General features: G+C 59.1%; 26 protein-coding genes. 13 read left to right on the top strand and 13 right to left on the bottom strand.

Going from position 1 to position 24665, the window contains the following annotated elements; translation table 11 throughout:
• The first annotated feature begins 51 nt into the window (after positions 1-51).
• From LLF79_RS22585 to LLF79_RS22575, 3 genes are read left to right on the top strand one after another with little or no spacing between them, the layout of a single operon-like run.
• The gene (locus LLF79_RS22585; protein WP_227880458.1) at positions 52-1455 is read left to right on the top strand and encodes a TolC family outer membrane protein; all 1404 of its coding nucleotides are present in this window, start codon (positions 52-54) and stop codon (positions 1453-1455) included.
• Positions 1452-3653, top strand: a complete 2202-nt coding sequence (locus tag LLF79_RS22580) for a type I secretion system permease/ATPase (RefSeq protein WP_227880456.1) — start codon at positions 1452-1454, stop codon at positions 3651-3653. The genes LLF79_RS22585 and LLF79_RS22580 overlap by 4 nt, the downstream gene beginning before the upstream one ends.
• A 10-nt stretch (positions 3654-3663) precedes the next feature.
• The gene (locus tag LLF79_RS22575; RefSeq protein ID WP_206805205.1) at positions 3664-4833 is read left to right on the top strand and encodes an HlyD family efflux transporter periplasmic adaptor subunit; all 1170 of its coding nucleotides are present in this window, start codon (positions 3664-3666) and stop codon (positions 4831-4833) included.
• 83 nt (positions 4834-4916) lie between these two features.
• On the opposite strand, the gene LLF79_RS22570 is transcribed toward LLF79_RS22575, so the two are convergent.
• From LLF79_RS22570 to LLF79_RS22560, 3 genes are all read right to left on the bottom strand, one after another.
• Positions 4917-5426 (bottom strand): DUF6622 family protein, encoded by a 510-nt coding sequence (locus tag LLF79_RS22570; protein ID WP_227880454.1) that lies wholly within the window; start codon positions 5424-5426, stop codon positions 4917-4919.
• A gap of 85 nt (positions 5427-5511) precedes the next feature.
• On the bottom strand, positions 5512-6693 hold the full coding sequence (locus LLF79_RS22565) for a PLP-dependent aminotransferase family protein (protein ID WP_008502551.1): 1182 nt from the start codon (positions 6691-6693) through the stop codon (positions 5512-5514).
• 20 nt (positions 6694-6713) lie between these two features.
• Positions 6714-7601, bottom strand: coding sequence for a LysR family transcriptional regulator (locus LLF79_RS22560; RefSeq protein ID WP_023294388.1), 888 nt, complete (start codon positions 7599-7601; stop codon positions 6714-6716).
• 97 nt (positions 7602-7698) lie between these two features.
• On the opposite strand from LLF79_RS22560, the gene LLF79_RS22555 reads away from it, so the two are divergent.
• Positions 7699-8301 (top strand): short chain dehydrogenase, encoded by a 603-nt coding sequence (locus tag LLF79_RS22555; protein ID WP_227880452.1) that lies wholly within the window; start codon positions 7699-7701, stop codon positions 8299-8301.
• Here the strand turns inward: LLF79_RS22555 and LLF79_RS22550 are convergent.
• The 7 genes from LLF79_RS22550 to LLF79_RS22520 form a co-directional block, all read right to left on the bottom strand.
• Complete coding sequence (locus LLF79_RS22550) at positions 8295-9029, bottom strand: bifunctional 2-polyprenyl-6-hydroxyphenol methylase/3-demethylubiquinol 3-O-methyltransferase UbiG (protein ID WP_227880448.1); 735 nt, start codon at positions 9027-9029, stop codon at positions 8295-8297. The genes LLF79_RS22555 and LLF79_RS22550 overlap by 7 nt on opposite strands.
• 126 nt (positions 9030-9155) lie before the next feature.
• The gene (locus LLF79_RS22545) at positions 9156-10535 is read right to left on the bottom strand and encodes an amidohydrolase family protein (RefSeq protein ID WP_227880445.1); all 1380 of its coding nucleotides are present in this window, start codon (positions 10533-10535) and stop codon (positions 9156-9158) included.
• A 1-nt stretch (position 10536) separates the two neighbouring features.
• Positions 10537-11493, bottom strand: a complete 957-nt coding sequence (locus tag LLF79_RS22540; protein WP_032675377.1) for a carbamate kinase family protein — start codon at positions 11491-11493, stop codon at positions 10537-10539.
• A complete protein-coding gene (locus LLF79_RS22535; RefSeq protein ID WP_008502557.1) occupies positions 11490-13043 on the bottom strand; it encodes a hypothetical protein in 1554 nt (517 codons plus the stop codon). Before LLF79_RS22535 ends, LLF79_RS22540 begins: the two co-directional genes overlap by 4 nt.
• A gap of 11 nt (positions 13044-13054) precedes the next feature.
• Positions 13055-14470 (bottom strand): DUF1116 domain-containing protein, encoded by a 1416-nt coding sequence (locus LLF79_RS22530; RefSeq protein ID WP_045353535.1) that lies wholly within the window; start codon positions 14468-14470, stop codon positions 13055-13057.
• On the bottom strand, positions 14470-16011 hold the full coding sequence (gene fdrA, locus LLF79_RS22525) for an acyl-CoA synthetase FdrA (RefSeq protein ID WP_227880442.1): 1542 nt from the start codon (positions 16009-16011) through the stop codon (positions 14470-14472). The genes LLF79_RS22530 and fdrA overlap by 1 nt, the downstream gene beginning before the upstream one ends.
• 108 nt (positions 16012-16119) lie before the next feature.
• Entirely contained in the window at positions 16120-16725 is a 606-nt protein-coding gene (locus LLF79_RS22520; RefSeq protein WP_008502560.1) for an ankyrin repeat domain-containing protein, read from the bottom strand.
• A 319-nt stretch (positions 16726-17044) separates the two neighbouring features.
• Between LLF79_RS22520 and LLF79_RS22515 the strand changes: the two genes are divergently transcribed.
• Positions 17045-17974, top strand: a complete 930-nt coding sequence (locus tag LLF79_RS22515; protein ID WP_008502561.1) for a LysR substrate-binding domain-containing protein — start codon at positions 17045-17047, stop codon at positions 17972-17974.
• Here the strand turns inward: LLF79_RS22515 and LLF79_RS22510 are convergent.
• Positions 17971-18129 (bottom strand): YqaE/Pmp3 family membrane protein, encoded by a 159-nt coding sequence (locus LLF79_RS22510; RefSeq protein ID WP_008502562.1) that lies wholly within the window; start codon positions 18127-18129, stop codon positions 17971-17973. The two genes, LLF79_RS22515 and LLF79_RS22510, sit on opposite strands and share 4 nt — an antisense overlap.
• 181 nt (positions 18130-18310) lie before the next feature.
• Between LLF79_RS22510 and LLF79_RS22505 the strand changes: the two genes are divergently transcribed.
• The 3 genes from LLF79_RS22505 to LLF79_RS22495 all read left to right on the top strand — a co-directional run bounded on the left by LLF79_RS22505 (position 18311) and on the right by LLF79_RS22495 (position 19400).
• Positions 18311-18610 carry a helix-turn-helix transcriptional regulator gene (locus LLF79_RS22505; RefSeq protein WP_008502563.1) on the top strand — a complete coding sequence of 100 codons (300 nt, stop codon included), beginning with the start codon at positions 18311-18313 and terminating at the stop codon, positions 18608-18610.
• A 9-nt stretch (positions 18611-18619) separates the two neighbouring features.
• A complete protein-coding gene (locus tag LLF79_RS22500) occupies positions 18620-19141 on the top strand; it encodes a rhodanese family protein (protein WP_039025228.1) in 522 nt (173 codons plus the stop codon).
• A gap of 79 nt (positions 19142-19220) precedes the next feature.
• On the top strand, positions 19221-19400 hold the full coding sequence (locus LLF79_RS22495) for a hypothetical protein (RefSeq protein WP_008502565.1): 180 nt from the start codon (positions 19221-19223) through the stop codon (positions 19398-19400).
• Positions 19401-19438: 38 nt separating this feature from the next.
• Here LLF79_RS22495 and stpA read toward each other — a convergent pair whose 3' ends face one another.
• Positions 19439-19843 (bottom strand): DNA-binding protein StpA, encoded by a 405-nt coding sequence (gene stpA / locus LLF79_RS22490; RefSeq protein ID WP_008502566.1) that lies wholly within the window; start codon positions 19841-19843, stop codon positions 19439-19441.
• 493 nt (positions 19844-20336) lie between these two features.
• Here stpA and alaE point away from each other — a divergent pair, with 493 nt between their 5' ends.
• Positions 20337-20786 (top strand): L-alanine exporter AlaE, encoded by a 450-nt coding sequence (alaE, locus tag LLF79_RS22485; protein WP_008502567.1) that lies wholly within the window; start codon positions 20337-20339, stop codon positions 20784-20786.
• Positions 20787-20818: 32 nt separating this feature from the next.
• On the opposite strand, the gene LLF79_RS22480 is transcribed toward alaE, so the two are convergent.
• A complete protein-coding gene (locus tag LLF79_RS22480) occupies positions 20819-21163 on the bottom strand; it encodes a DUF2002 family protein (RefSeq protein ID WP_008502568.1) in 345 nt (114 codons plus the stop codon).
• Positions 21164-21323: 160 nt separating this feature from the next.
• Between LLF79_RS22480 and LLF79_RS22475 the strand changes: the two genes are divergently transcribed.
• From LLF79_RS22475 to nrdE, 4 genes are all read left to right on the top strand, one after another.
• A complete protein-coding gene (locus LLF79_RS22475) occupies positions 21324-21650 on the top strand; it encodes a DUF883 domain-containing protein (protein ID WP_008502569.1) in 327 nt (108 codons plus the stop codon).
• A gap of 243 nt (positions 21651-21893) precedes the next feature.
• Positions 21894-22133 (top strand): glutaredoxin-like protein NrdH, encoded by a 240-nt coding sequence (gene nrdH, locus LLF79_RS22470; RefSeq protein WP_008502570.1) that lies wholly within the window; start codon positions 21894-21896, stop codon positions 22131-22133.
• Positions 22130-22540 carry a class Ib ribonucleoside-diphosphate reductase assembly flavoprotein NrdI gene (nrdI, locus tag LLF79_RS22465; RefSeq protein ID WP_008502571.1) on the top strand — a complete coding sequence of 137 codons (411 nt, stop codon included), beginning with the start codon at positions 22130-22132 and terminating at the stop codon, positions 22538-22540. The genes nrdH and nrdI overlap by 4 nt, the downstream gene beginning before the upstream one ends.
• Positions 22513-24657, top strand: a complete 2145-nt coding sequence (nrdE, locus tag LLF79_RS22460; protein ID WP_227880441.1) for a class 1b ribonucleoside-diphosphate reductase subunit alpha — start codon at positions 22513-22515, stop codon at positions 24655-24657. The genes nrdI and nrdE overlap by 28 nt, the downstream gene beginning before the upstream one ends.
• The last annotated feature ends 8 nt before the right edge of the window (positions 24658-24665 follow it).

Below are 24665 nucleotides of genomic sequence, written 5' to 3'. Positions count from 1 at the left end.
CAGCGCCCGGGCATTAATAATAAAGCTGTACTTTTTTATTAGGGACATGAAATGGGAATGAAGATGCCTTACTGGTGGCTCTCGTGCTGCCTGATATCTGTGCCCGCTTTCTGCGCAAATCCGGCGGCAACCATCAATACCGGACAGCTTCGCGAAACGCAGGAACTCCCCTCGCTCAATGGTCGCGTGGCCCCGGTGGCTGGCAACGCCGCGCCCGGTTCATTACAGCTTGGCGAGGCCGTCAACCGTGCCGTCACCTGGCATCCGGCCATCAGCGAAGCCGTGGGCAAACTCTACCAGCAGAGCGAAGAGGTGGACGTCGCAAAATCAAAATACTATCCGCAGATTAATGCCGGCGTGGACAACGGGTATTCCCACGACGGCGACCAGAACGGCTTTACGCCGTCGCTGGTGCTTTCCCTCTCACAAATGCTCTACGACTTCGGCAAGGTTGCCAGCCAGGTGCGCGCCGAAAGCGCCGGCGTGGCCCAGCAGCAGGCTAACGTGCTGGTGAGTATCGACACCATCGCCCACGATACCGCCATCGCCATGGTACAGGTGCAAACCTGGCAGCAGATGGTCGACACCGCCAAAGAGCAGCTTGACGCCCTCTCCTCCATTGGCACGCTGACCCGCCAGCGTAACGACGAGGGGGCTACGTCGCTCTCTGACGTGGTGCAGACCGATGCCCGTATCGAAGGTGCGCGCGCCCAGCTGATGCAATACCAGGCCAGCCTGGACAGCGCCCGCGCGACGCTGATGAGCTTTCTCGGCTGGAACAGCCTGAATGCGATCAGCAATGATTTTCCGCAAAAGCTGGCCCGCAGCTGCGATGTCGCCGAGCCGGACGACCGCCTGGTTCCCGCGGTACTCGCCGCCTGGGCGCAGGCTAACGTCGCCCAGGCTAACCTCGACTACGCCGACGCGCAGATGACGCCCACCGTCTCGCTGGAGCCGGAGGTGCGCCACTACCTGAACGATCGCTACGCGGGCAGCGACACGCGAGATCGCACCCAGTATTCCGCCTGGGTGAAAGTGCAGATGCCGCTCTACCAGGGCGGCGGCCTCACCGCCCGGCGTAACGCCGCCGGACACGCGGTGGAGGCGGCACAGTCCACCATTCAGCGCACGCGCCTTGACGTTCGCCAGAAACTGCTGGAAGCCCGCAGCCAGGTGATGAGCCTGCAAAGCACGCTGCAAATTCAGGGTCGCCAGGAGGCGCTCAGCGCCCGCACCCGCGAACTGTACCAGCAGCAGTATCTGGACCTCGGCTCGCGCCCCCTGCTCGACGTGCTCAACGCCGAACAGGAGGTTTATCAGGCGCGCTTCACCCAGCAGCAGACCGTTGGTCAGCTGCACCAGCTGCAGCTCAACTGCCTGTATAACACCGGGCAATTGCGTCATGCGTTCGACCTTGATAACCGCACCATCCAGACCGTGGAGATCCAGCCATGAAGCAGCGTGATATCCCGCAAGGTGAAAACATGACGGATGCGGCCCTGGCCCAGTGGGCGCAGGCCTTTGGCTTTATCGCCACCCGCTACCGCGTCGCCTGCTCGCCCGGCGCGCTGATCGCAGGCGCACCGTGGCTGAAAGGCAAACCGATGGTGCCCGCCCTCACCCAGCTGGCGCGTGAGGCGGGGCTGTCGTTTCAGCTGCTCACCGCTGACCAGCAGTCAATCAACAGCTGGCGTCTGCCGGTGGTGGTGGCGCTGAATGACGGCCGGGTCGGGGCGATCGAGCACTTCGACGGCGACGATACGCTGGAAGTCAGCTTCTTCGACGATCAGACCTACACCAACCGGCTGTCGATGACGGCCATGCTGCCCGCCATCCGCCACGTCATTGCCCTGCGTCCTCTCGCCGCGCTGAAGGACAGCCGCGTGGATGCTTATATCTCAAAATACCGTCCGGACTGGCTCTACCGGCTGGTGATGCGCGATCTCCGCCCCTACAGCTGGGTGATGCTCGCCGCGCTGTTTATCAACGTGCTGTCGCTTTCCGGGATCGTCTTTTCCATGCAGGTCTATGACCGGGTGATCCCCGCCCAGTCCTACCCGACGCTGTACGTCCTGACCATCGGGGTGCTGATCGCCACCCTGTTTGGCTTCGTGCTGCGCGTGGCGCGCGGGCACATTATGGATCTGCTCGGCAAGCGCTCGGATATGCGCGTTTCGGATCGCGTCTTCGGCCACGCGCTGCGGCTGCGCAACAGCGCGATTCCCCGCTCCACCGGGAGCTTTATCTCACAGCTGCGCGAGCTGGAGCAGATCCGCGAGATGGTCACCTCGTCCACCATCTCGACGATTGTCGACCTGCCTTTCTTTTTACTGTTCGTGGTGGTGCTGGCGATCATCGCCCCACAGCTGGCGTGGATCGCCCCGGTCGCGGCGGTGATCATGGTCCTGCCCGGCCTGCTGCTGCAGAAAAAGCTGGCGGAGCTGGCAAAGCAGTCGGCGCATGAATCAACCCTGCGCAATGCGGTGCTGGTGGAGAGCGTGCAGGGGCTGGAGGACATCAAGCTGATGCAGGCGGAAAACCGCTTTTTGCAGCAGTGGAACAGCTATATCCAGATCACCGCCGAATCCGGCCTGCGCACCCGCGAGCTGACGCAGAACCTGATCAGCTGGGGGATGACCATCCAGAGCCTGGTTTACGCCGCCGTGATTGTGGTCGGCGCGCCGATGGTGATCGACGGCACCCTGACTACCGGCTCGGTGGTCGCCGCCTCGATGCTGGCCTCCCGCATGATCGCCCCGATGGCGACGCTGTGCGGCGTGCTGGCCCGCTGGCAGCAGGTCAAAGCGGCAAAAGAGGGGCTGGACAGCATCATGCAGCTTCCCACCGAAAACCAGCGCGAGGAGACGCCGATCCGCCAGGACGTGCTGCGCGGCCACTACCTCTTCGAGCAGGCGCAGTTCCGCTATCAGCCGGACGATCCGCGCATGGCGCTGCGCATTAACCGCCTCGAGATCGGGCCGGGTGAGAAAGTGGCGATCCTCGGGCGCAACGGCGCGGGCAAATCGACCCTGCTGCAGGCGATGGCGGGCGGGATGGACCTGGCGGCGGGCGAGCTGCGGCTCGACGGCTTCAGCCTGCCGCATCTCGACGTGGCGGACGTGCGGCGCAACGTCGGCTTTATGACCCAGAACGCGCGGCTGTTTTACGGCACCCTGCGCGAGAACATCACCCTCGGCATGCCGCGCGCCACCGACGAAGAGATCTTCGAGGCGCTGGAGCTGACCGGCGCGGCGGGCTTCGTGCAGAAGCTGGCCAAGGGGCTGGACTACCCGATCATGGAAAACGGCGTGGGACTCTCCGGCGGGCAGCGCCAGTCGATTCTGCTGGCGCGCATGCTCCTGCGCGATCCGAATATCGTGCTGATGGATGAACCCACCGCCTCGCTGGACGAACACACCGAGCGGGAATTCATCCAGCGTCTGGGCGACTGGCTCGGGCACCGCACCCTGATCGTCGCCACCCATCGCGTACCGGTGCTGGAGCTGGTGGAGCGCGTCGTGGTGTTGAAAGAGGGCATGCTGGTGATGGACGCGCCAAAAGCCCAGGCGCTGAGCAACAGCCGCATGCAGCAGCAACAGCAGCAACAGGCAGCAACCGGACGGGAGTGGAAAAATGAAAATCAGTCAGCGTGACGTGGCGGCAATGGACGATCTGGATAACGCCCTCGACTCTGAAAGCGGCTACACCGGCGCGCGTCGGATCGTGATCTTCTCGCTGCTGATGTTTGTGGTGCTGGGCGTCTGGGCGTGGTTTGGCGTGCTGGATGAGGTGTCAACCGGATCGGGGAAAGTGATCCCCAGCTCGCGCGAGCAGGTTTTACAGTCGCTGGACGGGGGGATCCTCACCGAGCTGAACGTCCACGAGGGCGATCAGGTGCAGGCCGGACAGGTGCTGGCGCGGCTTGATCCGACCCGTTCCGAGTCAAACGTCGGCGAAAGCGCGGCGCGCTACCGCGCCTCGCTGGCCTCCAGCGCCCGCCTGTACGCCGAGGTAAACGATCTGCCGCTGAAATTCCCGCCGCCCCTGGCGAAATGGCCGGATCTGATTGCCGACGAAACCCGGCTGTACAACTCGCGCCGCGCGCAGCTGGAGGATACCCAGCGGGAGCTTCGCGCCGCGTTAGATCTGGCTAACAAAGAGCTGGCCATTACCCAGCGGCTGGTAAAGACAGGGGCCGCCAGCCATGTGGAGGTGCTGCGCCTGCAGCGGCAGAAAAGCGATCTGGAGCTGAAGCTCACCGACGTGCGTTCGCAGTATTACGTCCAGGCCCGCGAGGCGCTCTCGAAAGCCAACGCGGAGGTGGATATGGTCTCGGCGATCCTGAAAGGCCGTCAGGATTCCGTCACGCGCCTGACGGTGAAATCGCCGGTGCGCGGGATCGTCAAAAACATCAAGGTCACCACCATCGGCGGGGTAATCCCGCCCAACGGCGAGCTGATGGAGATTGTGCCAGTGGACGATCACCTGCTGATCGAAACCCGCCTCTCGCCGCGTGATATCGCTTTTATCCACCCGAACCAGGAGGCGCTGGTCAAAATCACCGCCTACGACTACGCCATTTACGGCGGGCTGCACGGCGTGGTCGAGACCATTTCCCCGGACACCATTCAGGACGAGGCCAAGCCGGAGGTGTTTTACTACCGGGTGTTTATCCGCACCAGCCAGGATTACCTGGTCAATAAGGCGGGCAGGCATTTCTCGATTGTGCCGGGGATGATTGCGACAGTGGATATTAAAACCGGGGAGAAAACGGTGCTGGATTACATGATTAAACCGTTCAACCGGGCGAAAGAGGCGCTGAGGGAGCGGTAGTCAATCGCCGGGTGGCGGCTGCGCCTTACCCGGCCTACATGGTTTTCTCCCTCTCCCTGTGGGAGAGGGTTGGGGTGAGGGCATCAGACCGTAACCCGGGCGACATAGACTCCAACATAGCGCGCAAATTTCCCGATAAAGACGCCGGCAAACATGCCGCCTGAGACGATCGCCAGCGCGCTCATGGCGGGCTGCTGCATCGTCTGGGGAGAGACCGCGCTCATCACGCCCAGCACATACTTCACCCCGAACGCCAGCATCATAAACGGCAGCGCGGTGTAGTCGGCCTGGCGGTAAAGGCTGCGCGGCGCCTCTGCGCGGGTAATCACAGCCTGCTTAATCAGGACATACCCCAGCGCGGCACCGGCAAGGATCCCCGCCGTCCACAATGCAACAGTCCCGGGAGTCAGCGTGCGATAGACTATCAGATCGTAAATATCCCAGATAAGAAAGATGCCCGGAATAATGGCAAGCCGCTCCAGCGTCACGGTGGCGGGCCGTCGGGCTTTAAGGCCGCGGGAGATAAGGAAGATAAACAGCACCCACACCCAGACGGGCGTGTGCGTCACAACACCGATCAGAAATTCAAACATGGAGTTCTCCATGGACGATTGCGGCCCGTGCCGCCCTGAACGCGTATTGCGCATAACGGCAAAACCACCGTTATGCGCAGGTCTTTTACAGCGATTTTTTCAGGCGTCGAACCGCTTCTATCAGCTGCTCATCCGTTGGGGTGACGAATGACATGCGCAGCGTTGTCTGGTCCGGCTCGTTGCAGTAGAAAAATTCGCCCGGCACAAAGACCACGCCGTTACTTAAGGTTTTTTCCAGCCAGCGGGTAGTGTTCATGCCGTTGTTCATTTTCGCCCACAGGAACATGCCGCCCTTCGGCTTGTGGAACGACATCACGTCGCCCAGCTCGGCTTCCAGCTCCGTGGCGAACGTCCGGTATTTCTGGCGATAGGCCTCGCGGATCGTTTTAATCTGATCGGCCAGACGGCCGGTCTTCAGGTACTCGTATGTCATCAGCTGCGACAGCGTGCTGGTGTGCAGATCGGTGGTTTGCTTAAGGTTCACCACCGCGCGCTTCAGCCACTCCGGTACCACCACCCAGCCCACGCGGGTACCCGGCGCGAGGATTTTAGAGAAGGTGGAGGTATACACCACGTTCTCTTCGTTGCCGATATCTTTGGCATGGGCAATTAACGGGCGGAAGACGTCATCGGTATAGTTAATTTCGCTGTACGGATCGTCTTCGATAATCACGAAGTCATAGCGCTTCGAGAGTGCCACCAGCTGTTTACGGCGCGCCTCAGACAGCGTAACGCCACCTGGGTTACCAAAGGTTGGAACGATATAGACCGCTTTGATGGTTTTCTTTGCCACCAACGCCTCAAGTTCATCAACCTTCATGCCGTCACCGTCGGTGCCGACGGATTCAAAGTTGGCCTGCGCCAGGCCAAAGACCTGCAGCGCAGCAAGATAGGTTGGACGCTCAACGACAACCGTATCGCCCGGATTCATTAACGCGCGCGCCAGCACGTCCAGAGATTGTTGAGAGCCGGAGGTAATGACGACATCATCGGCCTTACAGGTGATGCCGCGCCCCTCGCAGATGCGTTTAATTTCCTCGCGCAGCCCCGGCACGCCTTCCGTCAGGCCATACTGGAATGCTTCCCCAAAATGCTGCGATAAGACGGCATCAGAGGCAATTTTCAGCCCTTCGCGATCGAACAGGTCCGGGTTTGGGATACCCCCACCCAGCGAAATCACGCCCGCCATTTTGCTATGTTTTAATAATTCACGGATGGCAGAGGATTGCAGGCCCTGCGCGCTGCGGGCGAGTTTGTTTGCAGACATTCTTTGATTACCTTCTTTTTTTATATTGTGCCCAATCTTAGCAGAATATGGGCAATAAATTCCGTCAGCTTAGGCAGCGGCCGCAAATCCTGACGCCACAGTAAATGCACCGGCCTCGGCGCGGGCGTGAACGGTTCCATTACCCGCACCAGCCTGCCGCTTGCCAGCTCTTCCGCCACCAGCACCTCCGGCTGCAGCAACAGCCCCGCCCCCGCGCGCGCCGCCATGCGTAAGCCATAGCCGTCATTGCATCGTAAAACGGCATCGCGCTTCCAGCGCACCTCCCCTTCCACGCCCGGCAGCCGCCACTCGTTGCGCGCGGTCCACACCGTGTGCGAAAGACAGAGGTGATCCACCAGATCGTCTGGCGTTTGCGGCGTGCCGTGTTGCGCTAAATAGTCCGGCGCGGCACAGATCACCATGTTGTAGGGGCACAGGTATTTCGCCACCAGATCGTCGTTGTGAATGTCGCCAATGCGAATGGCCAGATCGACGCCCTCTTCCACCAGATCGACCATCCGGTTAGTCAGATCCAGCTCGATGCGTACCTCCGGGTAGCGCTGCAAAAAGGTTGCCGTCAGCGGGGCGATCGCGCAGCCGCCAAACGACGTAGGCGCCGTGACGCGCAGGGTTCCTGCGGGCGTGGCACGCAGCCGTTCAACCGCGCTTTCGGCAATCGACACCTGCTCCAGAACCCGTCGGGCTTCTTCAAAATAGACGCGTCCGGCATCCGTCAGGCTCTGGCGGCGCGTGTTACGCTCCAGCAGTCGGGTGCCCAGCTGTGCTTCCAGCAGCGCAACGTATTTGCCCACCATCACCGCCGACATCTCCAGCCGCGCCGCCGCGCCGGTGAAGCTGCCGCTTTCCACCACGGCAATAAACGTCTCCATGCTGCGAAGCTTATCCATATTACAAACCTCTGGTTAGCAATCTTCTAACTTTAGCCCAGTTTATCCGACTTTTAATTTATTAAAGAATGAAGGCTCACAACATAAGGAGTCGGCTATGAAAATCGTCATTATTGGTGCCAGCGGTACGGTCGGTCGTGCGGTAACGGATGAGCTGAGTCGTCGCCACGAGGTCATCCGCGTGGGCCGCACGCAGGGCGACGAGCAGGTGGATATCACCTCGCAGGCGAGCGTTCAGGCGCTGTTTGAGAAAATCGGCCCGGTGGATGCCATTGTGTCCGCCAGCGGCGGCCTCTACTTCGGCCCGCTCGCGACCATGAAGGACAGCGACTTTAACCAGGGGCTGCAGGATAAGCTGCTCGGGCAGGTGCGCCTGGCGCTGACCGGCCAGCACTACCTGAACGAAGGCGGCTCGATTACGCTGATAAGCGGGATCGTGGCGCACGAGCCGATTGCGAAGGGGGTAAATGCCACCACGGTGAACGCGGCGCTGGAAGGGTTTGTTCGCGCCGCAGCCTGCGAACTGCCGCGCGGGATCCGCATCAACCTGATCAGCCCAACGGTGCTCACCGAATCGGTCGACACGTACGATGGCTTCTTCCCGGGCTTCGAAAGCGTGCCTGCCGCCACGGTGGCGCAAGCCTATCGTCGCAGCGTGGAAGGCGTGCAGACCGGGCGGGTGTACAAGGTCGGCTACTGAGCCTTGCGGGCGGCGATCAGCACCAGCATCGGGCGCTCCGCCTCTTCGGCCAGCGCGGGCCAGGCGTCAATCTGCGCCTGCGTTGGCCCCCATTCGTTGACGTTGCTTATCGTTAATCCGGCCTTAATCAGTGCGTTAAGCGTGGTGCCCAGCGTACGATGGTATTTGATCACCCCGTCCGCCAGCCAGTCGCTGACGCGCTGGCCTTCGTCCTGATAATGATTCACGCCCCAGAACCGCTCGCCGTTATCGTCGGTCAGCCAGCCCTGACGCGAGGCGCAGGTGTAAATCGGGTGCTCCATCGAAAAGACCAGGCTGCCGCCGGGCTTGAGCGCGCGCTGAACCCTGGCGAATAACGTGTCCAGTTCCGGAAGGTAGTGCAGCGCCAGCGAGCTGTAGACGAGGTCGAGGCTGCTTTCGTCGAGCTTGAGAGCGTCCAGATCGCTGCGCTGATAGTGAATCTGTGGATCCGCCGTAAGCTCCGCTGCGCGGGCGAGCATCTTTTCGGAGATATCAACGCCCGTGACCTCAGAGGCGCCCAGTTCGCGCGCGGCGCGGCAGAACCAGCCGTAGCCGCAGCCGAGATCGACAACCGATTTGCCGGTTAAATCGGGCAGCATGGCCTTAAGCGCGGGCCACTCCGGCGCACCGTCCAGCCCCTGCACCGAGCGCGGAAGCCGGGCGTAGCCTTCGAAAAACGCCGGGTTGTCGTAGATGTTTTGTGCCATGGCAGATCCCTCTTTAATAATGTGACTGCCAGTATAAAACATTGCCGGGTGGCGCTGCGCTTACCCGGCCTACGATTTGAGGGTTTCAGTAGGCCGGGTAAGGCGAAGCCGCCACCCGGCTCGCTTTTAGCCCACCGTACCCCAGACCAGATTGCCCTTATGGAACGTCGCGGTGCGCGGGGAGTTGCGCGCCACGGCTTCGGCGGAACAGGAGGCGTCCACCAGCACAAAGCTGGCGTCGTCCTGCGCTTTCGGCCACACGCGTTCACCTTTGTCGTTCAGCGGCAGCACGTCGCCGGTCGCAATTCCCAGCGCGCGGGAGAGCGTCTGCTCGTTCGGGCGGATGTAGAGCTGGGCGTAGAGATTCGCTTTTTCCAGCATGTCCCCCAGACCGTACGGCGACCAGTGGTCGATTACGCTGTCGGTGCCGGTCATCACAAACACGCCCTTGTCCCGCAGCTGCTTCAGCGGCATATGCAGGGTGCCAATCGGCACGGTGGAGGCGATAGTCACCTGCTGCGCCGCCATGCGGGTAGCAATCTCATCCACCTGCTGCTCGTTGAGCGTGGCCAGCGCGAAGGCGTGGCTGATGGTCAGCTTGCCCTTCAGTTGCGGGGTTTTCTCCACCGTTTCGACCATGTAGTTCACCGCCGCCACGCCCGCCGGGCTGGTTTCGTGCAGGTGAATGTCCACCCCTTTGTCATAGTCCAGCGCAATCTGGAACATCAGATCGAGAGATTTCTCCATCGCCCCGTCGACGCTGGTCGGGTCCAGCCCGCCCACGTAGTGCGCCCCGGCCTGCATCGCCTCGCGCATCAGCTTTTCGGAATTCGACAGCAGCAGCCCGTGCTGCGGGAAAGCGACGATTTCGCAGTCAAAACCAGGTTTGCGGCGCGCCAGGACCGCCTGCAGGTTTTCGAGATTCTTCAGGCCGGAAACCGGCTCGATATTGCAATGGCTGCGGGCGAGGGTGGAGCCTTTTGACTGGATCAGGTCGATCAGCTTTTCCGCACGCTCCTGGGTGTAGGGCTGGAGCTCAGGCAGCAGCTTCTGTTCCAGGCGGATCATATCCTGAATGGTGGTGCCCGCCGGGCGGTTGAGGGAACGCCACGGGCCGCCGTAGAAGGTTTTATCCAGGTGGATGTGCATGTCGCGCATTGCCGGGAGCATCAGCGTGTTGCCCGCGTCGTAGTGCGGCAGCGTGGCGTCGGCGTGGCGCTTGTTGTCGCGCAGGGCGACGATCTTCCCGTCTTGAATCTCCAGCGTTTTCAGCTCGGTGCGGGTGCTCGTCGCCACGTTGCCGTCAAAATTAAACCCGGCTTCGAGCAGTACGTTGTCCAGATAGTAATGTTTCGCGGTGATGGTCATCGGTTTACCCGTCTCGCAGGTTGGTTTTGCGGAGTCGGCAGCATACGCGACGGAACCGGTCGCGCCAAACAGCGCGCAGGCGGTCACCATTTTGCCGCTCTGGCTGATGAATTCACGGCGGCTTTTATTTTCACTCATCTTATCTTCCTTCATTCACAATATGGGTACCGGTTTCTCCGCGCAGCGCGGCGGGCAGGCAGTCCGGCGAGGTGATAATCACGCGCTTGCCGCCGTGGTGTAAAAATGCCAGCGAGGCGACGATTTTGGGCAGCATGCTGCCCGCCGGGAAATGGCCCTCGTCTTTGTAGCGCGTCATCTGCGCCACGCTCACCGTGTCCAGCGCCTGCTGGTTTGGCTTGCCGAAGTTGACGCACACCTTCTCCACGCCGGTGGTGATCACCAGCACGTCGGCGCGGATCTCGCGCGCCAGCAGCGCGGTGGAGAGATCTTTATCAATCACCGCGTCGACGCTCTGGTAATCGCCCTGCTCAGTGCGCACCACCGGAATACCGCCGCCGCCCGCGCCAATCACCACAAACCCTTTTTGCGTCAATGTCTTGATCGCATCGGCCTCGACAATGCGCAGCGGCTGCGGGGAGGCCACCACGCGACGATAGCCCCGGCCCGAATCCTCAACAAAGTGCCAGTCCGGATGCGCACGCTGCAGCTCGTCGCGCTGCGCCTCGCTGAAGAACGCGCCGATCGGCTTCGTGGGGTGCGTAAAGCCGGGATCGTTTTTATCCACCTCCACCTGCGTGACGACCGTGACCGCTTTTTGCTCCCCGCGCGCGGCAAGGCGGTTGTTCAGCGCCTGCTGAATGAGGTAGCCGATGCCGCCCTGGGTGTCCGCCACGCAGTTTGCCAGCGGGGTCAGCGGGAGCCCTTCCCGCTCGTGGGCGATTTCGGCGCGGCGCAGATCCAGCCCCACCTGCGGACCGTTGCCGTGGGTGAGCACGATGTCATAGTCGGAGGCCAGCATTTCGAGCACCGACTCTGCCACCGCTTTAACCGCCTGCGCCTGATGTTCAATCGACTGGCTGGCGTTGTCTTTGATAATGCTGTTGCCGCCGATGGCAACGACCATAAGCTCTTTCATACGTGCTCCTTCGCAACAGTACCCGACGCAGCGCTCGTCACTTCCCGGCTGTCGAGAAAATGCTTCACCACAAACATGCCGCCCATCATCAGATACGCGGTGACGAACATCAGCGAACTGCCTTCGGCAAAGCCCACGACCGGCGCGTGGATCACCCCGAACAGCGCCAGCAGTGCCCCGCCCGCGGCGGCCACGGCGCCGCGCAGCGGTTTATTGATGATGGCGAAAATGGCGATACAGCCCCAGAGCATACTGGCGAGCGGTGCCCCGTTCCCCAGATGGACGAGTCCTTCGTAGTAGATCCCTTTGCTGTGCAGCACGTCGGTACCGATTTTGGCGGCATTCGTGCCCGCCGCCCCCATCACGCTGTTCATCATGGTCAGCGCCCAGTTGGCGATCCACGGGAACAGGCAGATGAAGATCACCGGCACTTCCACTTTCGGCGTTTCCCTCACCACCTGGTTGGCGGTGACCACGCCGATAAACACCAGAATCGGCACGATGGCGGTCATCGGGATGATGGCGAGCATAAAGGCTCCCAGCCCGAACAGCGGCACGATGAACATGGTCACGCCGGAAGCCAGCGTGTAGCCGATGCTCGCGCCCATCGCTTTCCAGCCGGGATGGCCGACGTAGACCGTCACCGGGAACGGGTTGCCCATCAGGCAGCCGAGCATCGACGCCAGACCGTTCGCCAGCATCACCTTGCGCGTCGGGTATTCATCCCCCGCCGCGTGAGCGCTTTCGATGTTCTCCAGGTCAAAGATGTAGTTCGCCAGCCCCAGCGGCACGGCAGAGGCCAGATACGGCAGCGCATGCGGCAAGCCCTGCAGGAAACCTTCCACGTGCACCTGCGGCGGGTTAAAGCCGAACGATGACATGGAGGCTTTGATCGCTTCCGGGCTCTGCAGGCCGGAGATCCACGCCAGGGCCGTACCGGCAATCAGCAACAGCAGACCGGTCGGGATTTTGGCGAAAATCGGCTTTTTACCGAACCAGTTGATGAAGATCAGCAGCAGCACGATAAACGACACGGTAGGTGCTTCGAACGCCTGCAGCATCGGGTTCATCGCCAGCAGCAGCAGGCCCAGGCCGGAGAGGCACGACAGCAGCACGGTGCGCGGGATCATCTTGCGGATGGTTTCCCCTAAAAACGAGCCGCCCGCCAGGATCATCGCCTCCACGAAGCACCACACCAGGCCAATCTGAATCGCGAACTCCGCATCGCCCGTTTGCTGATAGACCGGCATCAGCACCAGGAAGGTCACGGTAAAAATGGACGGCGCGCTGGGGCCGGACGGCAGCGCGGTGACGTCCGTACGCCCGGTCTGGCGCGCCATCTGCATGCCGAACCACGCATAGCAAATACTCGCGGCCAATACCGCCAGCCCGAAGGCTGGCGCAATGCGTCCATAAACAATCTCCTTCGGGATGCCGACGACAAAAATGAGCAACCCCATCATGGTCAGCAGATTGGTCAGGTTGTTGGTCATCAACCCGAAATACGCCGCCCAGTCACCTCTTTTCCACTCCAGTTTCATGTTTTTCATGGATGCATGCCTTATAAAAAGTAGCGATCGCGGAAGGTCAACAGCGCCTTTTCAAAACAGCTAAACGGCGGGTGAACGATGCCCGCCCCTATCATGCCGATGCCCGCGTCTTTGTGGGCAATGGCGGTATTGATGACCGGCAGAATGCCGCTGCCCGCGACCTTCGTGATGTCGATGGCGGTCGGGATCCCCATAAAGGAGAGCAGCGGAATGGTGACGTTCGGGTTTTCGCCAAGGGTGATTTCGCGCATCTGACGGGAGAAGTCGATGGCTTCCTCCACCGTCCCGCCCACCAGGGCGACAATCGCCGGGGCCGTCGCCATCGCAAAGCCGCCGATGCCGTAGGTTTCGGTGATCGCGCTGTCGCCGATGTCCAGCCCGGAGTCTTCCGGCTTATAGCCCGCGAACATCGGGCCAATCACCTGCTGCGCCGGGCCGGTGAACCACTGCCCCGGCAGGCCGGAGACGCGCAGGCCGAACTCGTAGCCGTTGCGCGCCATGGTGGTAACGACGGTGCTGTATTCAATGCCGTGGGCAGCGTCCAGCGCGGCTTTACACATCGCCATCCACGTCGGGCCGGAGAAGTAGTCGCTGCTGGCGACAAACTCGAACACCTCGCGCTGCTGCGCTACCGGATAGCCCGCCTGGATCAGCCCCGGGGTCAGCGCCTGGATCAGCAGCGTGGTGCCCGCATTGTTGCGGTTGTGGCACTCGTCGCCCATGTGCAGCGCCTGGGCCAGCATCAGGCGCAGGTCGATTTCGCCGATAATGTTCATGGCGTCGCGCAGCATCGGGCCGAGCACGTCGCGCATCCAGTTCAGGCGGTCGATGACGCTCTGGTCGTTGGCCCCCATGCGCAGGATCTTCGCCATCTGCTCGCTGAGGTTGGTGAAGGCGCGGTTGCCGTAAGTTTTGTTCTCAACGATGTGCATAAACATCGACGCAGAGGTGACGCCCGCCATCGAGCCCACGCAGTCGTGCTCGTGGCACGGCGAGAAGGCGATCTCCCCGGAGGCGGCAAGCCGTGCCGCGTCGTCCAGATCTTTCGCCAGACCTTCAAACACCAGCGCACCGGTGACCGCGCCCTTCATCGCGCCGCACATGTTTTCCCAGGAGACTGGCGGACCGGCGTGCAGAATGGTGGTGCGGGTCATCCCCGGCACAACGTTAATCGCCTGGTCATACCCCACCAGCACCGGATGGGACTGAATAATGCGCTCAAGGGCGATTTGGTTAGCGGCGGCAATCTTCTCCGCCAGCGGTTTTTTCGCCAGCTGGTCGAGCGCTTCCACCACCTGCATATTGCCCTGCCCCGGCGGCGTCCAGTCGAGCGGGGTCACGGGTACGTGCTGCTTTTTAAGATCGTCGCTGAACATCGCAATGCCGACGTTAATGACGTTCAGCGGCTGGTTGAATAAGGTGGTCATTATGCGTTCTCCCCTTTGCAGACAAATTCGCGTGCCAGTAATCCGGTGTTGGTACTGCTGCTGGCCCAGATGACGCCTGCGTCGGTCAGCATCTGGCACTGCTGCGCCAGCGACTGCGGATCCTGGTCGGTGCCGAGCACGTAGCCGAGGATCTCAAGCGGACGGTTATCGGCCTTCGCGATGGCCTGCGCCTCTTTGATCGCCTCGATCATCACCCCTACCGGATCCTCATGCGCGCCGAAGCCCAGCACGAAGTCCATCACGATGACGCCCACTTCCGGATCGCGCGCCTCCTGCAGCAGGCGGCTGATGCGGTTGGTCGGGTCGATCATCGGGTGCGGCTTGCCGTTGGTGAACTCATCGTCGCCAAAGTCGAGGAAGGTATGGGCTTTACTGACGCTTATGTCGCTCAGGCGCTTAGCCGGATCCGGCTGGATGTTGCTGTAGACGTCGTCGAATTTCGCAAGCGCCGCAAACATCGCCTCGTCGCACAGGGTGCCGCCGCAGAACAGGCCGCGAATGTACTTCTGCTGCGGGGTCAGGCGGGCGCGCACCTCTTCGATCAATGGCCAGTTGAGCGGGTGCAGATCGAGGGACTCTTTTTTGATGCCGGTAAGCAAAACGGCCTTCAGCGCCGCCTCTTTGGTGCCGCGCGCAAACTGCAGTCCGTCCTCATCGGCGGGCGGTTCATTGCGCCCGAGGAAGCAAACAACCACCGGCTTGCGGCAGGCTCTGGCGCGGGCCAGCACCTTTTCTGCCACGGCAGGAGCCGCTGGTTTGGAGATCAGCGCAATCACCTCTGTGCCCTCGTCGGCTTCCAGCATGTCGATGGCGTCGAGCATCATCAGGCCGCCGATCTTCTCGCTAAGATCGCGCCCGCCGGTGCCAATCAGCTGCGACACGCCGCCGCCGAATTCATGGATGCGCACGCTTAACTCCTGGCTGCCGGTGCCGGACGCGCCGACGATGCCAATCGGCCCGCGACGCACCGCGTTGGCGAAGCACAATCCCGCGCCGTTGATAATGGCGGTGCCGCAGTCCGGCCCCATCATCAGCAGTCCTTTCTGGTGCGCCAGCTGCTTCAGCGCCAGCTCGTCGTCGAGCGACACGTTATCGGAGAAAAGCATCACGTTGAGATCGTTTTCCAGCGCCTGGCGCGCTTCGCGGGCAGCGAAGGTGCCGTTAACGGAAATCACCGCGAGGTTGCTCTCCGGGCGATGTTTTTTGGCGCTGGCAATCGTCGCGTAGCGTGCTTCATGGGTGCCGCTGCTCGCTTTATGGGTAAATAAAGCTTCTATTTCCGCCAGCGTTTCATCGTTCGCCGCGTCGCCTTTAATCACGATCATCAGGTCGCCATTTTTGGCTTCCGCTAATTCCGGCGTGAGCAGCCCGAGATTTTTCAGAACGCCTTTATTCATTTCCGTCGCCATTGCCACAAACGCCTGTTCGACGCCCGGCAATTTATTGGCTTTGGTGGAAACCGACATTAAGGAAACCGAATCGAAATACGTGTTCTTTTTTATGACGATTTTGGTTGGCATTGTTTTCTCCTGAATACGGATAAAAGGGGGCCGCCGTCGTGCAAAATGCACGTCGGTAAAAATGCTTTTTTAAATTAGCGGCCAGCCGGAACGGGCTGACCGGTCGTGTTACGCGCCCGCCGCCAGCAGCAGGTCGGCAATCTCAGTGAAGCCTTTCTCCCGCGCCAGTTCGAGCGGGGTTTTGCCGTATTTGTCGGTCATGTGCGGGTTCGCGCCGTGATCCAGCAGCAGCTTCACAATCTCTTGCTGTTTCGCACCGCCGTCGTTTAACACAATGGCTTCCAGCAGCGGCGTCCAGCCGACAAAGTTGGTGTGGTTAACGTTAATGTCGGTTTTTTCCAGCAGCTCGCGCACGATCTCCACGTGCCCTTTTTCACTGGCAGGGGTAATGCCCACGCCGCCGAAGCGGGTAAGGCGGTCGAGATCCGGATTCGCGGGTAATACCAGCCGCAGGAGGGTTAAATCGTTCGTCAGGCAGCTGATCAGGAAGGGGTTAAAACAGGTCTGGTCCTGTTTATCAATATCTGCCCCGGCGGCAATTAATAACGCCACGCAGGAATAGTGTTTTTTCAGGCTGGCAATCGTAACGGCGGTTCTTTTCTGGCGGTTAGTGGCGTTAATATCCACGCCTTTTTCCAGACAGGCTTTTAGCGCATCGCTATTTCCCTCTTCTGCCGCCAGCAGAAATTCCGTAACCAGTTCAGTTGCAGACATATTCAGACTCCCGATGTTTTATTGCTCTTGACCCGAGAATAGCAACAGCCTGGTCATAAAAGAATCCGCTTAAAAATGATTCATCGACAGTGAATTCATTGTTGAGATAAATTCAACAGTCGGGATAAAACGTGCGTCCGTGCAACCTTTTTCTTATGTTTAACCGCTTTTTAGCGCCTCAGGCTGCATTATCCTTATGGTTGAAAAAGCCTTGCATGACGGGGCTCTGCGTAAAGAGTCAGAACTGTGATCGGCTTCAAATGTGTTGTAAAGGCGTCGTTAAAATATGTTCAAAACTGATGACTGAGGAAGCTGTGATATGAATTCCATCTTTACCGAAGAGAACCTGCTGGCCTTCACCACCGCCGCACGCTTCGGCAGCTTCAGCAAGGCGGCTGCCGAGCTGGGCGTCACCACCTCCGCCATCAGTTACACCATCAAGCGCATGGAAACCGGGCTGGACGTGGTGCTGTTTGTGCGTAACACGCGCAGCATTGAGCTGACCGAGTCCGGGTTCTACTTTTACCGCAAAGCCACCGACCTGCTTAACGATTTCCACGCCATCAAGCGCGGGATTGATACCATTTCACAGGGCATCGAGGCGCGGGTGCGCATCTGTATCAACCAGCTGTTATATACGCCGCGCCATACCGCGCGGCTGCTCCAGGTGCTGAAAAAACAGTTTCCGACCTGCCAGATCACCGTCACCACCGAGGTCTACAACGGCGTGTGGGATTCGATCATCAATAACCAGGCCAATATCGCCATTGGCGCACCGGACACGCTGCTCGACGGCGGTGGGATTGACTACACCGAGATCGGCGCCATCCGCTGGGTGTTTGCCATTGCGCCGGCGCATCCGCTGGCGTTCGTTCCGGAACCGATAGCGGAGAGCCAGCTGCGCCTGTATCCCAACATCATGGTGGAAGATACCGCACACACCATTAATAAGAAGGTGGGCTGGCTGCTGCACGGTCAGGAGGCGATTCTGGTGCCGGACTTTAATACCAAATGCCAGTGTCAGATCCTGGGCGAAGGGATAGGTTTTTTACCGGAGTATATGGCGCGGGACGCGGTGGAAGACGGGCTGCTGGTGACGCGACGTATCAATAACCCGCGTCAGGACTCGCGCATGCTGCTCGCCACGCAGCATGCCGCGACAGGCCAGGTCACGCGCTGGATCAAACAGCAGTTTGGTCCAGCGGGTGTGCTGACCGATATCTATAGCGATTTACTGTGGCGCGCTTAGCTTTTGCTCTGTACCCAAAATGCGTGAATGAGGCCGGGGAAGTAGCCCAGCAGCGTCAGAAGAATGTTGATGATAAACGCCCAGCCAAGCCCTTTGCCCAACAGCACGCCCAGCGGCGGCAGCAGGATGGTAAAAACAATACGCCAAAAACCCATATTAACACTCCGTGCAAGCTAATCCATTGAAAATAATAGAGAGAACCCTTTCTAAGCATAGCCAGTTTACCTGTCTGCGCCAGTTCCCTGCTCCGCGTTTACCCTCTTTTACGCTTTTGACGCTGGCGTAATGCGCACAATTACTTTAGCATTACCTTAATTAAGAAAATGCTAAAGTACTATGACTGAACTCGAACAGCTTCAGGCCAGCGCAGAGCAGGCCGCAACTCTTTTAAAAGCGATGAGCAACCCGCGTCGGCTGCTGATCCTCTGCACGCTGTGCGGCGCCCCCGGCACCAGCGCGGGGGAGCTGGCCCGCGCGACGGGTCTGAGCCCTTCCGCCACGTCGCAGCATCTGGCGCGCATGCGTGAGGAAGGCCTGATCGCCAGCACCCGCGAGGCGCAGCGCATTCTCTATTTCATTAAAAACGACGCGGTGCATCAGCTTATCAGCACCCTGAAAACCCTTTATTGCCCGTAAGGAGCCGCCATGTCACTTCCCCTTCTTTCGCCGCGCGAGGCCTATGCCCGCATCGCCGATGGCGCAAAACTGATTGATATTCGTGATGCCGACGAGTACGCGCGCGAGCATATTCCCGCCGCGCAGTCCGTGCCGCTGGATACCTTACCCGGCGGACTTAAAACGCAGGCGGGTGAAACGGTGATTTTTCACTGCCAGTCTGGCGCCCGCACCTCAGGCAATGCCGATCGCCTTGCGCAGGCTGCCGCCCCCGCTCAGGCATTTGTGGTCGAAGGAGGCATTCAGGGCTGGAAGCAGGCGGGTCTGCAGACAGTCGAAGACAAAACCCAGCCGCTGCCGCTGATGCGTCAGGTGCAAATTGCTGCCGGGCTGCTCATTCTCTGCGGCGTAGTGCTGGGCTATAGCGTCTCAGACGGCTTTTTCCTGCTCAGCGGCTTCGTGGGGGCCGGGCTGCTGTTCGCCGGTGTGACCGGTTTTTGCGGCATGGCGCGGCTGCTGAAGGTGATGCCCTGGAACCGGCGTACCTCATAAGCAGTAATCGGTGAAATACGCTGTACCCGGTGTCATACGTGGGCTAAGGTGAAGATCGCTAAAACGATGAGGAGGTAATATGTTTTCTGTCGGTGATTATGTACAACCGCGTAAAGGCGGCCCGAAGCTGAAAGTGCTCGAAGTGAACGGTGAAAGCGTGGTGGCGGTACAGGCCAGCAATGAACAAGGCGAGAAATATACCCTGAAAGCCGCCGAGCTTGCGCCGTATACCGAAGACGGTGATTTCGGCGTCTGCTGAAAAGAGTGCCGGGCGGTATGTTCCGCCCGGTTCACGCATTAGATCAGAAAATCATCCAGTGATTTCCCCTCTGCCAGCGCGCTGGCAATAGGCTTTGGCGTACGGCCCTGGCCGGTCCACGTTTTCTCTTCACCGTTCTGGTCAATAAAGCGGTATTTCGCTTCACGCGGCTTACGCTTTTTCGTGGATTTACCCGTCTGCGCCAGTTCAGAGCCCAGCAGATCGGTCGGTGAAATACCATCGGCTTTCATCCGCTCCAGCAGAGCATTAATTTTCTCCTGCTGCTCGGCTCTCTGCTGCTCTAATTCCGCCAGCTCACTACGTTTCTCTTCAGCAACGACCCTGACTTTTTCCAGCATTTCCTCAAGAACGTCCAGGGATAATTCGCGTGCCATGGCGCGCAGAGTTCGGATATTATTAAGATTCTGTAACGTCAAAGACATATTATTTGAAAACCTTTTGTTTAGGGTAAATAGATAAATCACCGACAGAATAATTCATTTCCGCTGAAATATCTACCCGCGGGCTGCCCTGCCAATAGCGTAAATATGTTTAACTGTCGCCGTTAATATTATCTTATAACGTCTGAGCGATACGCAGGGATTCAATCATCACTGCAATATAAAGGGTCAACCTTAATCAAAATTTCAGCATTCTGCGCTCCCCACAAAAGCACTGACTCACCTTTCAACATCAAGATAGTTAAGCTCATGATTTAAAACCAAAAACCATCGCACGAGACAGATTATAACGAAGCGAACAAAAAACCATCAATTTTAGAGAATTTTGTGGACAAAACGCGATTAAATAAAAATTAATCACTAGTTGTTACTTCAAACGTAGAGATATACGCTATACACGTCAAACAAACCAACCTAAAGCACTAGCCGCTTCGGGAAAATCGTTTCTTTTGTGTTCTTCTCAAGGAGTTCAGACATGTTCTCACCGCAATCACGCCTTCGCCATGCTGTGGCGGATACTTTCGCGATGGTTGTTTACTGTTCCGTTGTGAACATGTTGATCGAAATATTCCTCTCCGGAATGTCCTTCGAGCAGTCACTTTCTTCTCGTCTGGTGGCGATTCCGGTCAATATTATTATTGCCTGGCCTTACGGTTTATACCGCGATGCCGTCATGCGCTTCGCGCGGCGTATCAGCCCCGCAGGCTGGGTGAAAAACCTGGCGGACGTTCTGGCTTATGTGACGTTCCAGTCGCCGGTTTACGTGGCCATTCTGCTGACGGTGGGCGCGGACTGGCACCAGATCGCGGCGGCGGTCAGTTCGAATATTGTGATTTCAATGCTGATGGGGGCGGTGTATGGCTATTTCCTCGACTACTGTCGCCGCCTGTTTAAGGTCAGCCAGTACAGCCAGGCTAAAGCGTGATGTGAAGCGACTGGCGAACGCCAGTCGCGAATTTACTGTACGTCGCCAAACAGTCCCTTCAAAAACCGTTCCAGCGCCATACGCGAGCTGAAACCGTGCGGAATACCATAATGCTCATGCGTCTCTCCGCCTAAATAGAGCGGAAATTGCTGATAATGATCGCAGGTTTTAATATCCGAGGCAGGCTCAGCAAATGACAGACTTCTGTCTTTCAGCGTCGGGTGAATAATGAGAGCGGTACGTCCCATTCTTGCTTCACGATTAACGTAAACATAATTCTCGCCACGGCGATATCCATACGCTTTTGGCGTCACCTCATCCATGGTGAATCCCTCTTTTTCAAGAACGCGTGCCACCTCGTCAGGTCGTAAATACATATCTTTTCCTCGTTATCTTTTCCTGCCCGGCAACCTTACAGTATTCAGCATTAGCAGGGCTTTCAGAATAGTCCATAAACTGGCGGATATCGCGTGATGCGCTTCAGATATTAAATTTCTGAACTAAACTGAACGGGAACACAAAATTGCGGAGGATCGTATGTTTAACAGACCGAACCGAAACGATATTAACGACGACGCTCAGGATATTCGTAATGATGTCAGCCAATTAGCAGACACGCTGGAAGAGGTGCTGAAATCCTGGGGGAGTGACGCGAAGGACGAAGCGGATGCCGCAAAACGTAAGGCTCAGTCTCTGCTCCGTGAAACCCGCGCACGACTAAATGGCCGCACGCGTACCACACAGGCTGCCTGCGATGCGGTCAGCTGCGCAACGACCTTCGTGCGCGAAAAACCGCTCTGCACGCTCGGCACGGTAGCGGCAGTCGGGATCTTCGTCGGCGCTCTGCTTAGCCTGCGTAAGTAAGCGCGAGCCACCAGCCCCGGTCGCCGCTGGCGCCGGGGCTTTTTAATGCCCGCAAGCCTGAAAAACCCGTACAACACCCCCTGCCCCGCTGTGCTCATCATCAGGGCATCATCAATCTAAATTTCCCATATCTTGTATGGTTGAAACTTAAGACAACTACATCTAGTATTCCTTTTAGCAAGATATACACAACCTGACGCGATGATTCGCGCCGCTCTCTCATTTTAAATGGAAATACGAATCATGAGCATTATTATTTACACTCGTAACGATTGTGTTCAGTGCCACGCGACCAAACGGGCGATGGAAAGCCGCGGCGTGGCGTTTGAGATGGTGAATATTGACCAGCAGCCCGAGGCCGCCGATACCCTTCGCGCGCAGGGTTTCCGTCAGCTTCCGGTGGTGGTGGCCGGGGAGACCAGCTGGTCTGGCTTCCGTCCGGACATGATCAACCGCATCGCCGCGCAGGCCGCACGGGCATGATTCGGCTGGTCTTCTTCTCCAGCAGCTCGGAAAACACGCTCCGTTTTATGGAGCGCGTCGGGCTGCCTGCGGTGCGCATTCCCCTTAACGAGCGGGAGCGCATCCGGGTAGAAGAACCGTACATTCTGGTGGTGCCCAGCTACGGCGGCGGCGGTACGGCGGGCGCAGTGCCTCGTCAGGTGATCCGCTTTCTGAACGATCCGCATAACCGCGGGCTAATCCGAGGCGTGATCGCGGCGGGCAATCGCAATTTCGGCGATGCCTTTGGCCGCGCCGGAGATGTCATCTCTCAAAAATGCGGCGTGCCGTATCTCTATCGCTTTGAGCTGATGGGGACGCAGCAGGACGTCGAAAACGTGCGTAAAGGAGTGAACGAATTTTGGCAACGACAACCGCAGAACGGGTAATACAGGCGACGCCGGATTACCACGCATTAAACGCGATGCTTAACCTCTATGACCGGGAGGGACGCATTCAGTTTGATAAAGACCGTGAGGCGGTGGACGCCTTTTTTGCCGCCCACGTGCGGCCCAACAGCGTGACCTTCGCGAGCCAGGATGAACGTCTCGACTACCTGGTTAACGAAGGTTACTACGACGCCCGCGTCCTCACCCGCTACGCACGCGCCTTCGTCGTGAAGCTGTTTGAACGCGCCCACGCCAGCGGCTTTCGTTTCCAGACGTTCCTTGGCGCGTGGAAGTTCTACACCAGCTACACCCTGAAGACCTTCGGCGGTAAGCGCTACTTAGAAAGCTTTGAAGATCGCGTGGTGATGGTCGCGCTGACCCTGGCGCAGGGCGATGAAGCGCTGGCGCAACAGCTCACCGACGAGATCCTCTCCGGCCGCTTCCAGCCTGCCACGCCGACCTTTCTCAACTGCGGCAAAGCCCAGCGCGGCGAGCTGGTCTCCTGCTTCCTGCTGCGCATTGAAGATAATATGGAGTCGATAGGCCGCGCGGTGAACTCGGCGCTGCAGCTCTCCAAACGCGGCGGCGGCGTGGCGTTTCTGCTCTCGAACCTGCGTGAAGCGGGCGCGCCGATTAAGCGCATCGAAAACCAGTCCTCCGGCGTGATCCCGGTAATGAAGATGCTGGAAGATGCCTTCTCCTACGCCAACCAGCTTGGCGCGCGTCAGGGCGCGGGCGCGGTTTATCTGCACGCGCACCACCCCGACATTCTGCGTTTCCTCGATACCAAGCGCGAAAACGCCGACGAAAAAATCCGCATCAAAACCCTGTCGCTGGGCGTGGTGATCCCGGATATCACCTTTAAACTGGCTAAAGAGAATGCCGACATGGCGCTCTTCTCGCCGTATGACGTTGAGCGAATTTACGGCAAAGCGTTTGGCGACGTAGCCATCAGCGAGCTGTACGACGAGCTGCTGGCCGACGATCGCATCCGCAAAAAAACCATCAACGCCCGCGATTTCTTCCAGACGCTTGCCGAAATTCAGTTTGAGTCAGGCTATCCGTACATCATGTACGAGGACACGGTGAACCGCGCAAACCCGATTGCCGGACGCATCAACATGAGCAACCTGTGCTCGGAGATTTTGCAGGTCAACAGCGCCTCCCGCTATGACGAGAATCTGGACTACGCGGAGATCGGCAAAGACATCTCCTGCAACCTCGGGTCGCTGAATATCGCCCACACCATGGATTCCCCCGACTTTGGCCGCACGATAGAAACCGCCATTCGCGGGCTGACGGCGGTGTCGGACATGAGCCACATCCGCAGCGTGCCGTCCATCGAGGCGGGTAACGCCGCGTCGCACGCCATTGGCCTCGGGCAGATGAACCTGCACGGCTACCTGGCGCGGGAAGGCATCGCCTACGGCAGCCCGGAAGGGCTGGACTTCACCAACCTCTATTTTTACACCGTCACCTGGCACGCGCTGCATACCTCGATGATGCTGGCGCGCGAGCGCAACCAGCGTTTCGCGGGTTTTGAGCAGTCGCGCTACGCCAGCGGAGAGTATTTCAGCCAGTATCTGGAAGGCGACTGGCAGCCGAAAACGGCGCGAGTAAGGGAGCTGTTTGCCCGCGCCGGGATCGTCCTGCCGACGCGCGAGATGTGGCAGCGGCTGCGTGATGACGTGATGCGCTACGGCATTTACAACCAGAACCTGCAGGCGGTGCCGCCAACCGGCTCTATCTCCTACATCAATCACGCCACGTCGAGCATTCACCCGATCGTGTCGAAGATTGAAATTCGCAAAGAAGGCAAAACCGGACGCGTTTACTACCCTGCGCCGTTTATGACCAATGAGAACCTGGCTTTGTACCAGGACGCATACGAGATTGGCCCGGAAAAAATCATCGATACCTACGCCGAGGCGACGAAACACGTGGATCAGGGGCTGTCGCTGACGCTGTTCTTCCCGGATACCGCCACCACGCGGGACATCAACAAAGCGCAAATCTACGCCTGGAAGAAAGGTATCAAGACGCTCTACTACATTCGCCTGCGCCAGCTTGCGCTGGAAGGCACCGAAATCGAAGGCTGCGTGTCCTGCGCGCTGTAAGGAGAAAG

The organism is Enterobacter cloacae complex sp. 2021EL-01169, assembly GCF_020733125.1.
GTDB lineage: Bacteria > Pseudomonadota > Gammaproteobacteria > Enterobacterales > Enterobacteriaceae > Enterobacter > Enterobacter roggenkampii.
This window is presented reverse-complemented; position numbering and strand designations above follow the sequence as displayed.

Excerpts from the sequence above, each read along its gene's own strand:
- LLF79_RS22515 (WP_008502561.1), top strand. The coding sequence starts at position 17,045 with ATGAATTCCATCTTTACCGAAGAGAACCTGCTGGCCTTCACCACCGCC.
- LLF79_RS22475 (WP_008502569.1), top strand. The coding sequence starts at position 21,324 with ATGTTTAACAGACCGAACCGAAACGATATTAACGACGACGCTCAGGAT.
- LLF79_RS22580 (WP_227880456.1), top strand. The coding sequence starts at position 1,452 with ATGAAGCAGCGTGATATCCCGCAAGGTGAAAACATGACGGATGCGGCC.
- LLF79_RS22500 (WP_039025228.1), top strand. The coding sequence starts at position 18,620 with ATGTCACTTCCCCTTCTTTCGCCGCGCGAGGCCTATGCCCGCATCGCC.
- LLF79_RS22535 (WP_008502557.1), bottom strand. The coding sequence starts at position 13,043 with ATGAAAAACATGAAACTGGAGTGGAAAAGAGGTGACTGGGCGGCGTAT.
- LLF79_RS22570 (WP_227880454.1), bottom strand. The coding sequence starts at position 5,426 with ATGTTTGAATTTCTGATCGGTGTTGTGACGCACACGCCCGTCTGGGTG.
- LLF79_RS22530 (WP_045353535.1), bottom strand. The coding sequence starts at position 14,470 with ATGACCACCTTATTCAACCAGCCGCTGAACGTCATTAACGTCGGCATT.
- nrdI (WP_008502571.1), top strand. The coding sequence starts at position 22,130 with ATGATTCGGCTGGTCTTCTTCTCCAGCAGCTCGGAAAACACGCTCCGT.
- fdrA (WP_227880442.1), bottom strand. The coding sequence starts at position 16,011 with ATGCCAACCAAAATCGTCATAAAAAAGAACACGTATTTCGATTCGGTT.
- LLF79_RS22510 (WP_008502562.1), bottom strand. The coding sequence starts at position 18,129 with ATGGGTTTTTGGCGTATTGTTTTTACCATCCTGCTGCCGCCGCTGGGC.
- LLF79_RS22565 (WP_008502551.1), bottom strand. The coding sequence starts at position 6,693 with ATGTCTGCAAACAAACTCGCCCGCAGCGCGCAGGGCCTGCAATCCTCT.
- LLF79_RS22480 (WP_008502568.1), bottom strand. The coding sequence starts at position 21,163 with ATGTATTTACGACCTGACGAGGTGGCACGCGTTCTTGAAAAAGAGGGA.
- LLF79_RS22560 (WP_023294388.1), bottom strand. The coding sequence starts at position 7,601 with ATGGATAAGCTTCGCAGCATGGAGACGTTTATTGCCGTGGTGGAAAGC.
- LLF79_RS22505 (WP_008502563.1), top strand. The coding sequence starts at position 18,311 with ATGACTGAACTCGAACAGCTTCAGGCCAGCGCAGAGCAGGCCGCAACT.
- LLF79_RS22555 (WP_227880452.1), top strand. The coding sequence starts at position 7,699 with ATGAAAATCGTCATTATTGGTGCCAGCGGTACGGTCGGTCGTGCGGTA.
- LLF79_RS22495 (WP_008502565.1), top strand. The coding sequence starts at position 19,221 with ATGTTTTCTGTCGGTGATTATGTACAACCGCGTAAAGGCGGCCCGAAG.
- LLF79_RS22550 (WP_227880448.1), bottom strand. The coding sequence starts at position 9,029 with ATGGCACAAAACATCTACGACAACCCGGCGTTTTTCGAAGGCTACGCC.
- LLF79_RS22575 (WP_206805205.1), top strand. The coding sequence starts at position 3,664 with ATGGACGATCTGGATAACGCCCTCGACTCTGAAAGCGGCTACACCGGC.
- alaE (WP_008502567.1), top strand. The coding sequence starts at position 20,337 with ATGTTCTCACCGCAATCACGCCTTCGCCATGCTGTGGCGGATACTTTC.
- stpA (WP_008502566.1), bottom strand. The coding sequence starts at position 19,843 with ATGTCTTTGACGTTACAGAATCTTAATAATATCCGAACTCTGCGCGCC.
- LLF79_RS22585 (WP_227880458.1), top strand. The coding sequence starts at position 52 with ATGGGAATGAAGATGCCTTACTGGTGGCTCTCGTGCTGCCTGATATCT.
- LLF79_RS22545 (WP_227880445.1), bottom strand. The coding sequence starts at position 10,535 with ATGAGTGAAAATAAAAGCCGCCGTGAATTCATCAGCCAGAGCGGCAAA.
- nrdH (WP_008502570.1), top strand. The coding sequence starts at position 21,894 with ATGAGCATTATTATTTACACTCGTAACGATTGTGTTCAGTGCCACGCG.
- LLF79_RS22520 (WP_008502560.1), bottom strand. The coding sequence starts at position 16,725 with ATGTCTGCAACTGAACTGGTTACGGAATTTCTGCTGGCGGCAGAAGAG.
- LLF79_RS22540 (WP_032675377.1), bottom strand. The coding sequence starts at position 11,493 with ATGAAAGAGCTTATGGTCGTTGCCATCGGCGGCAACAGCATTATCAAA.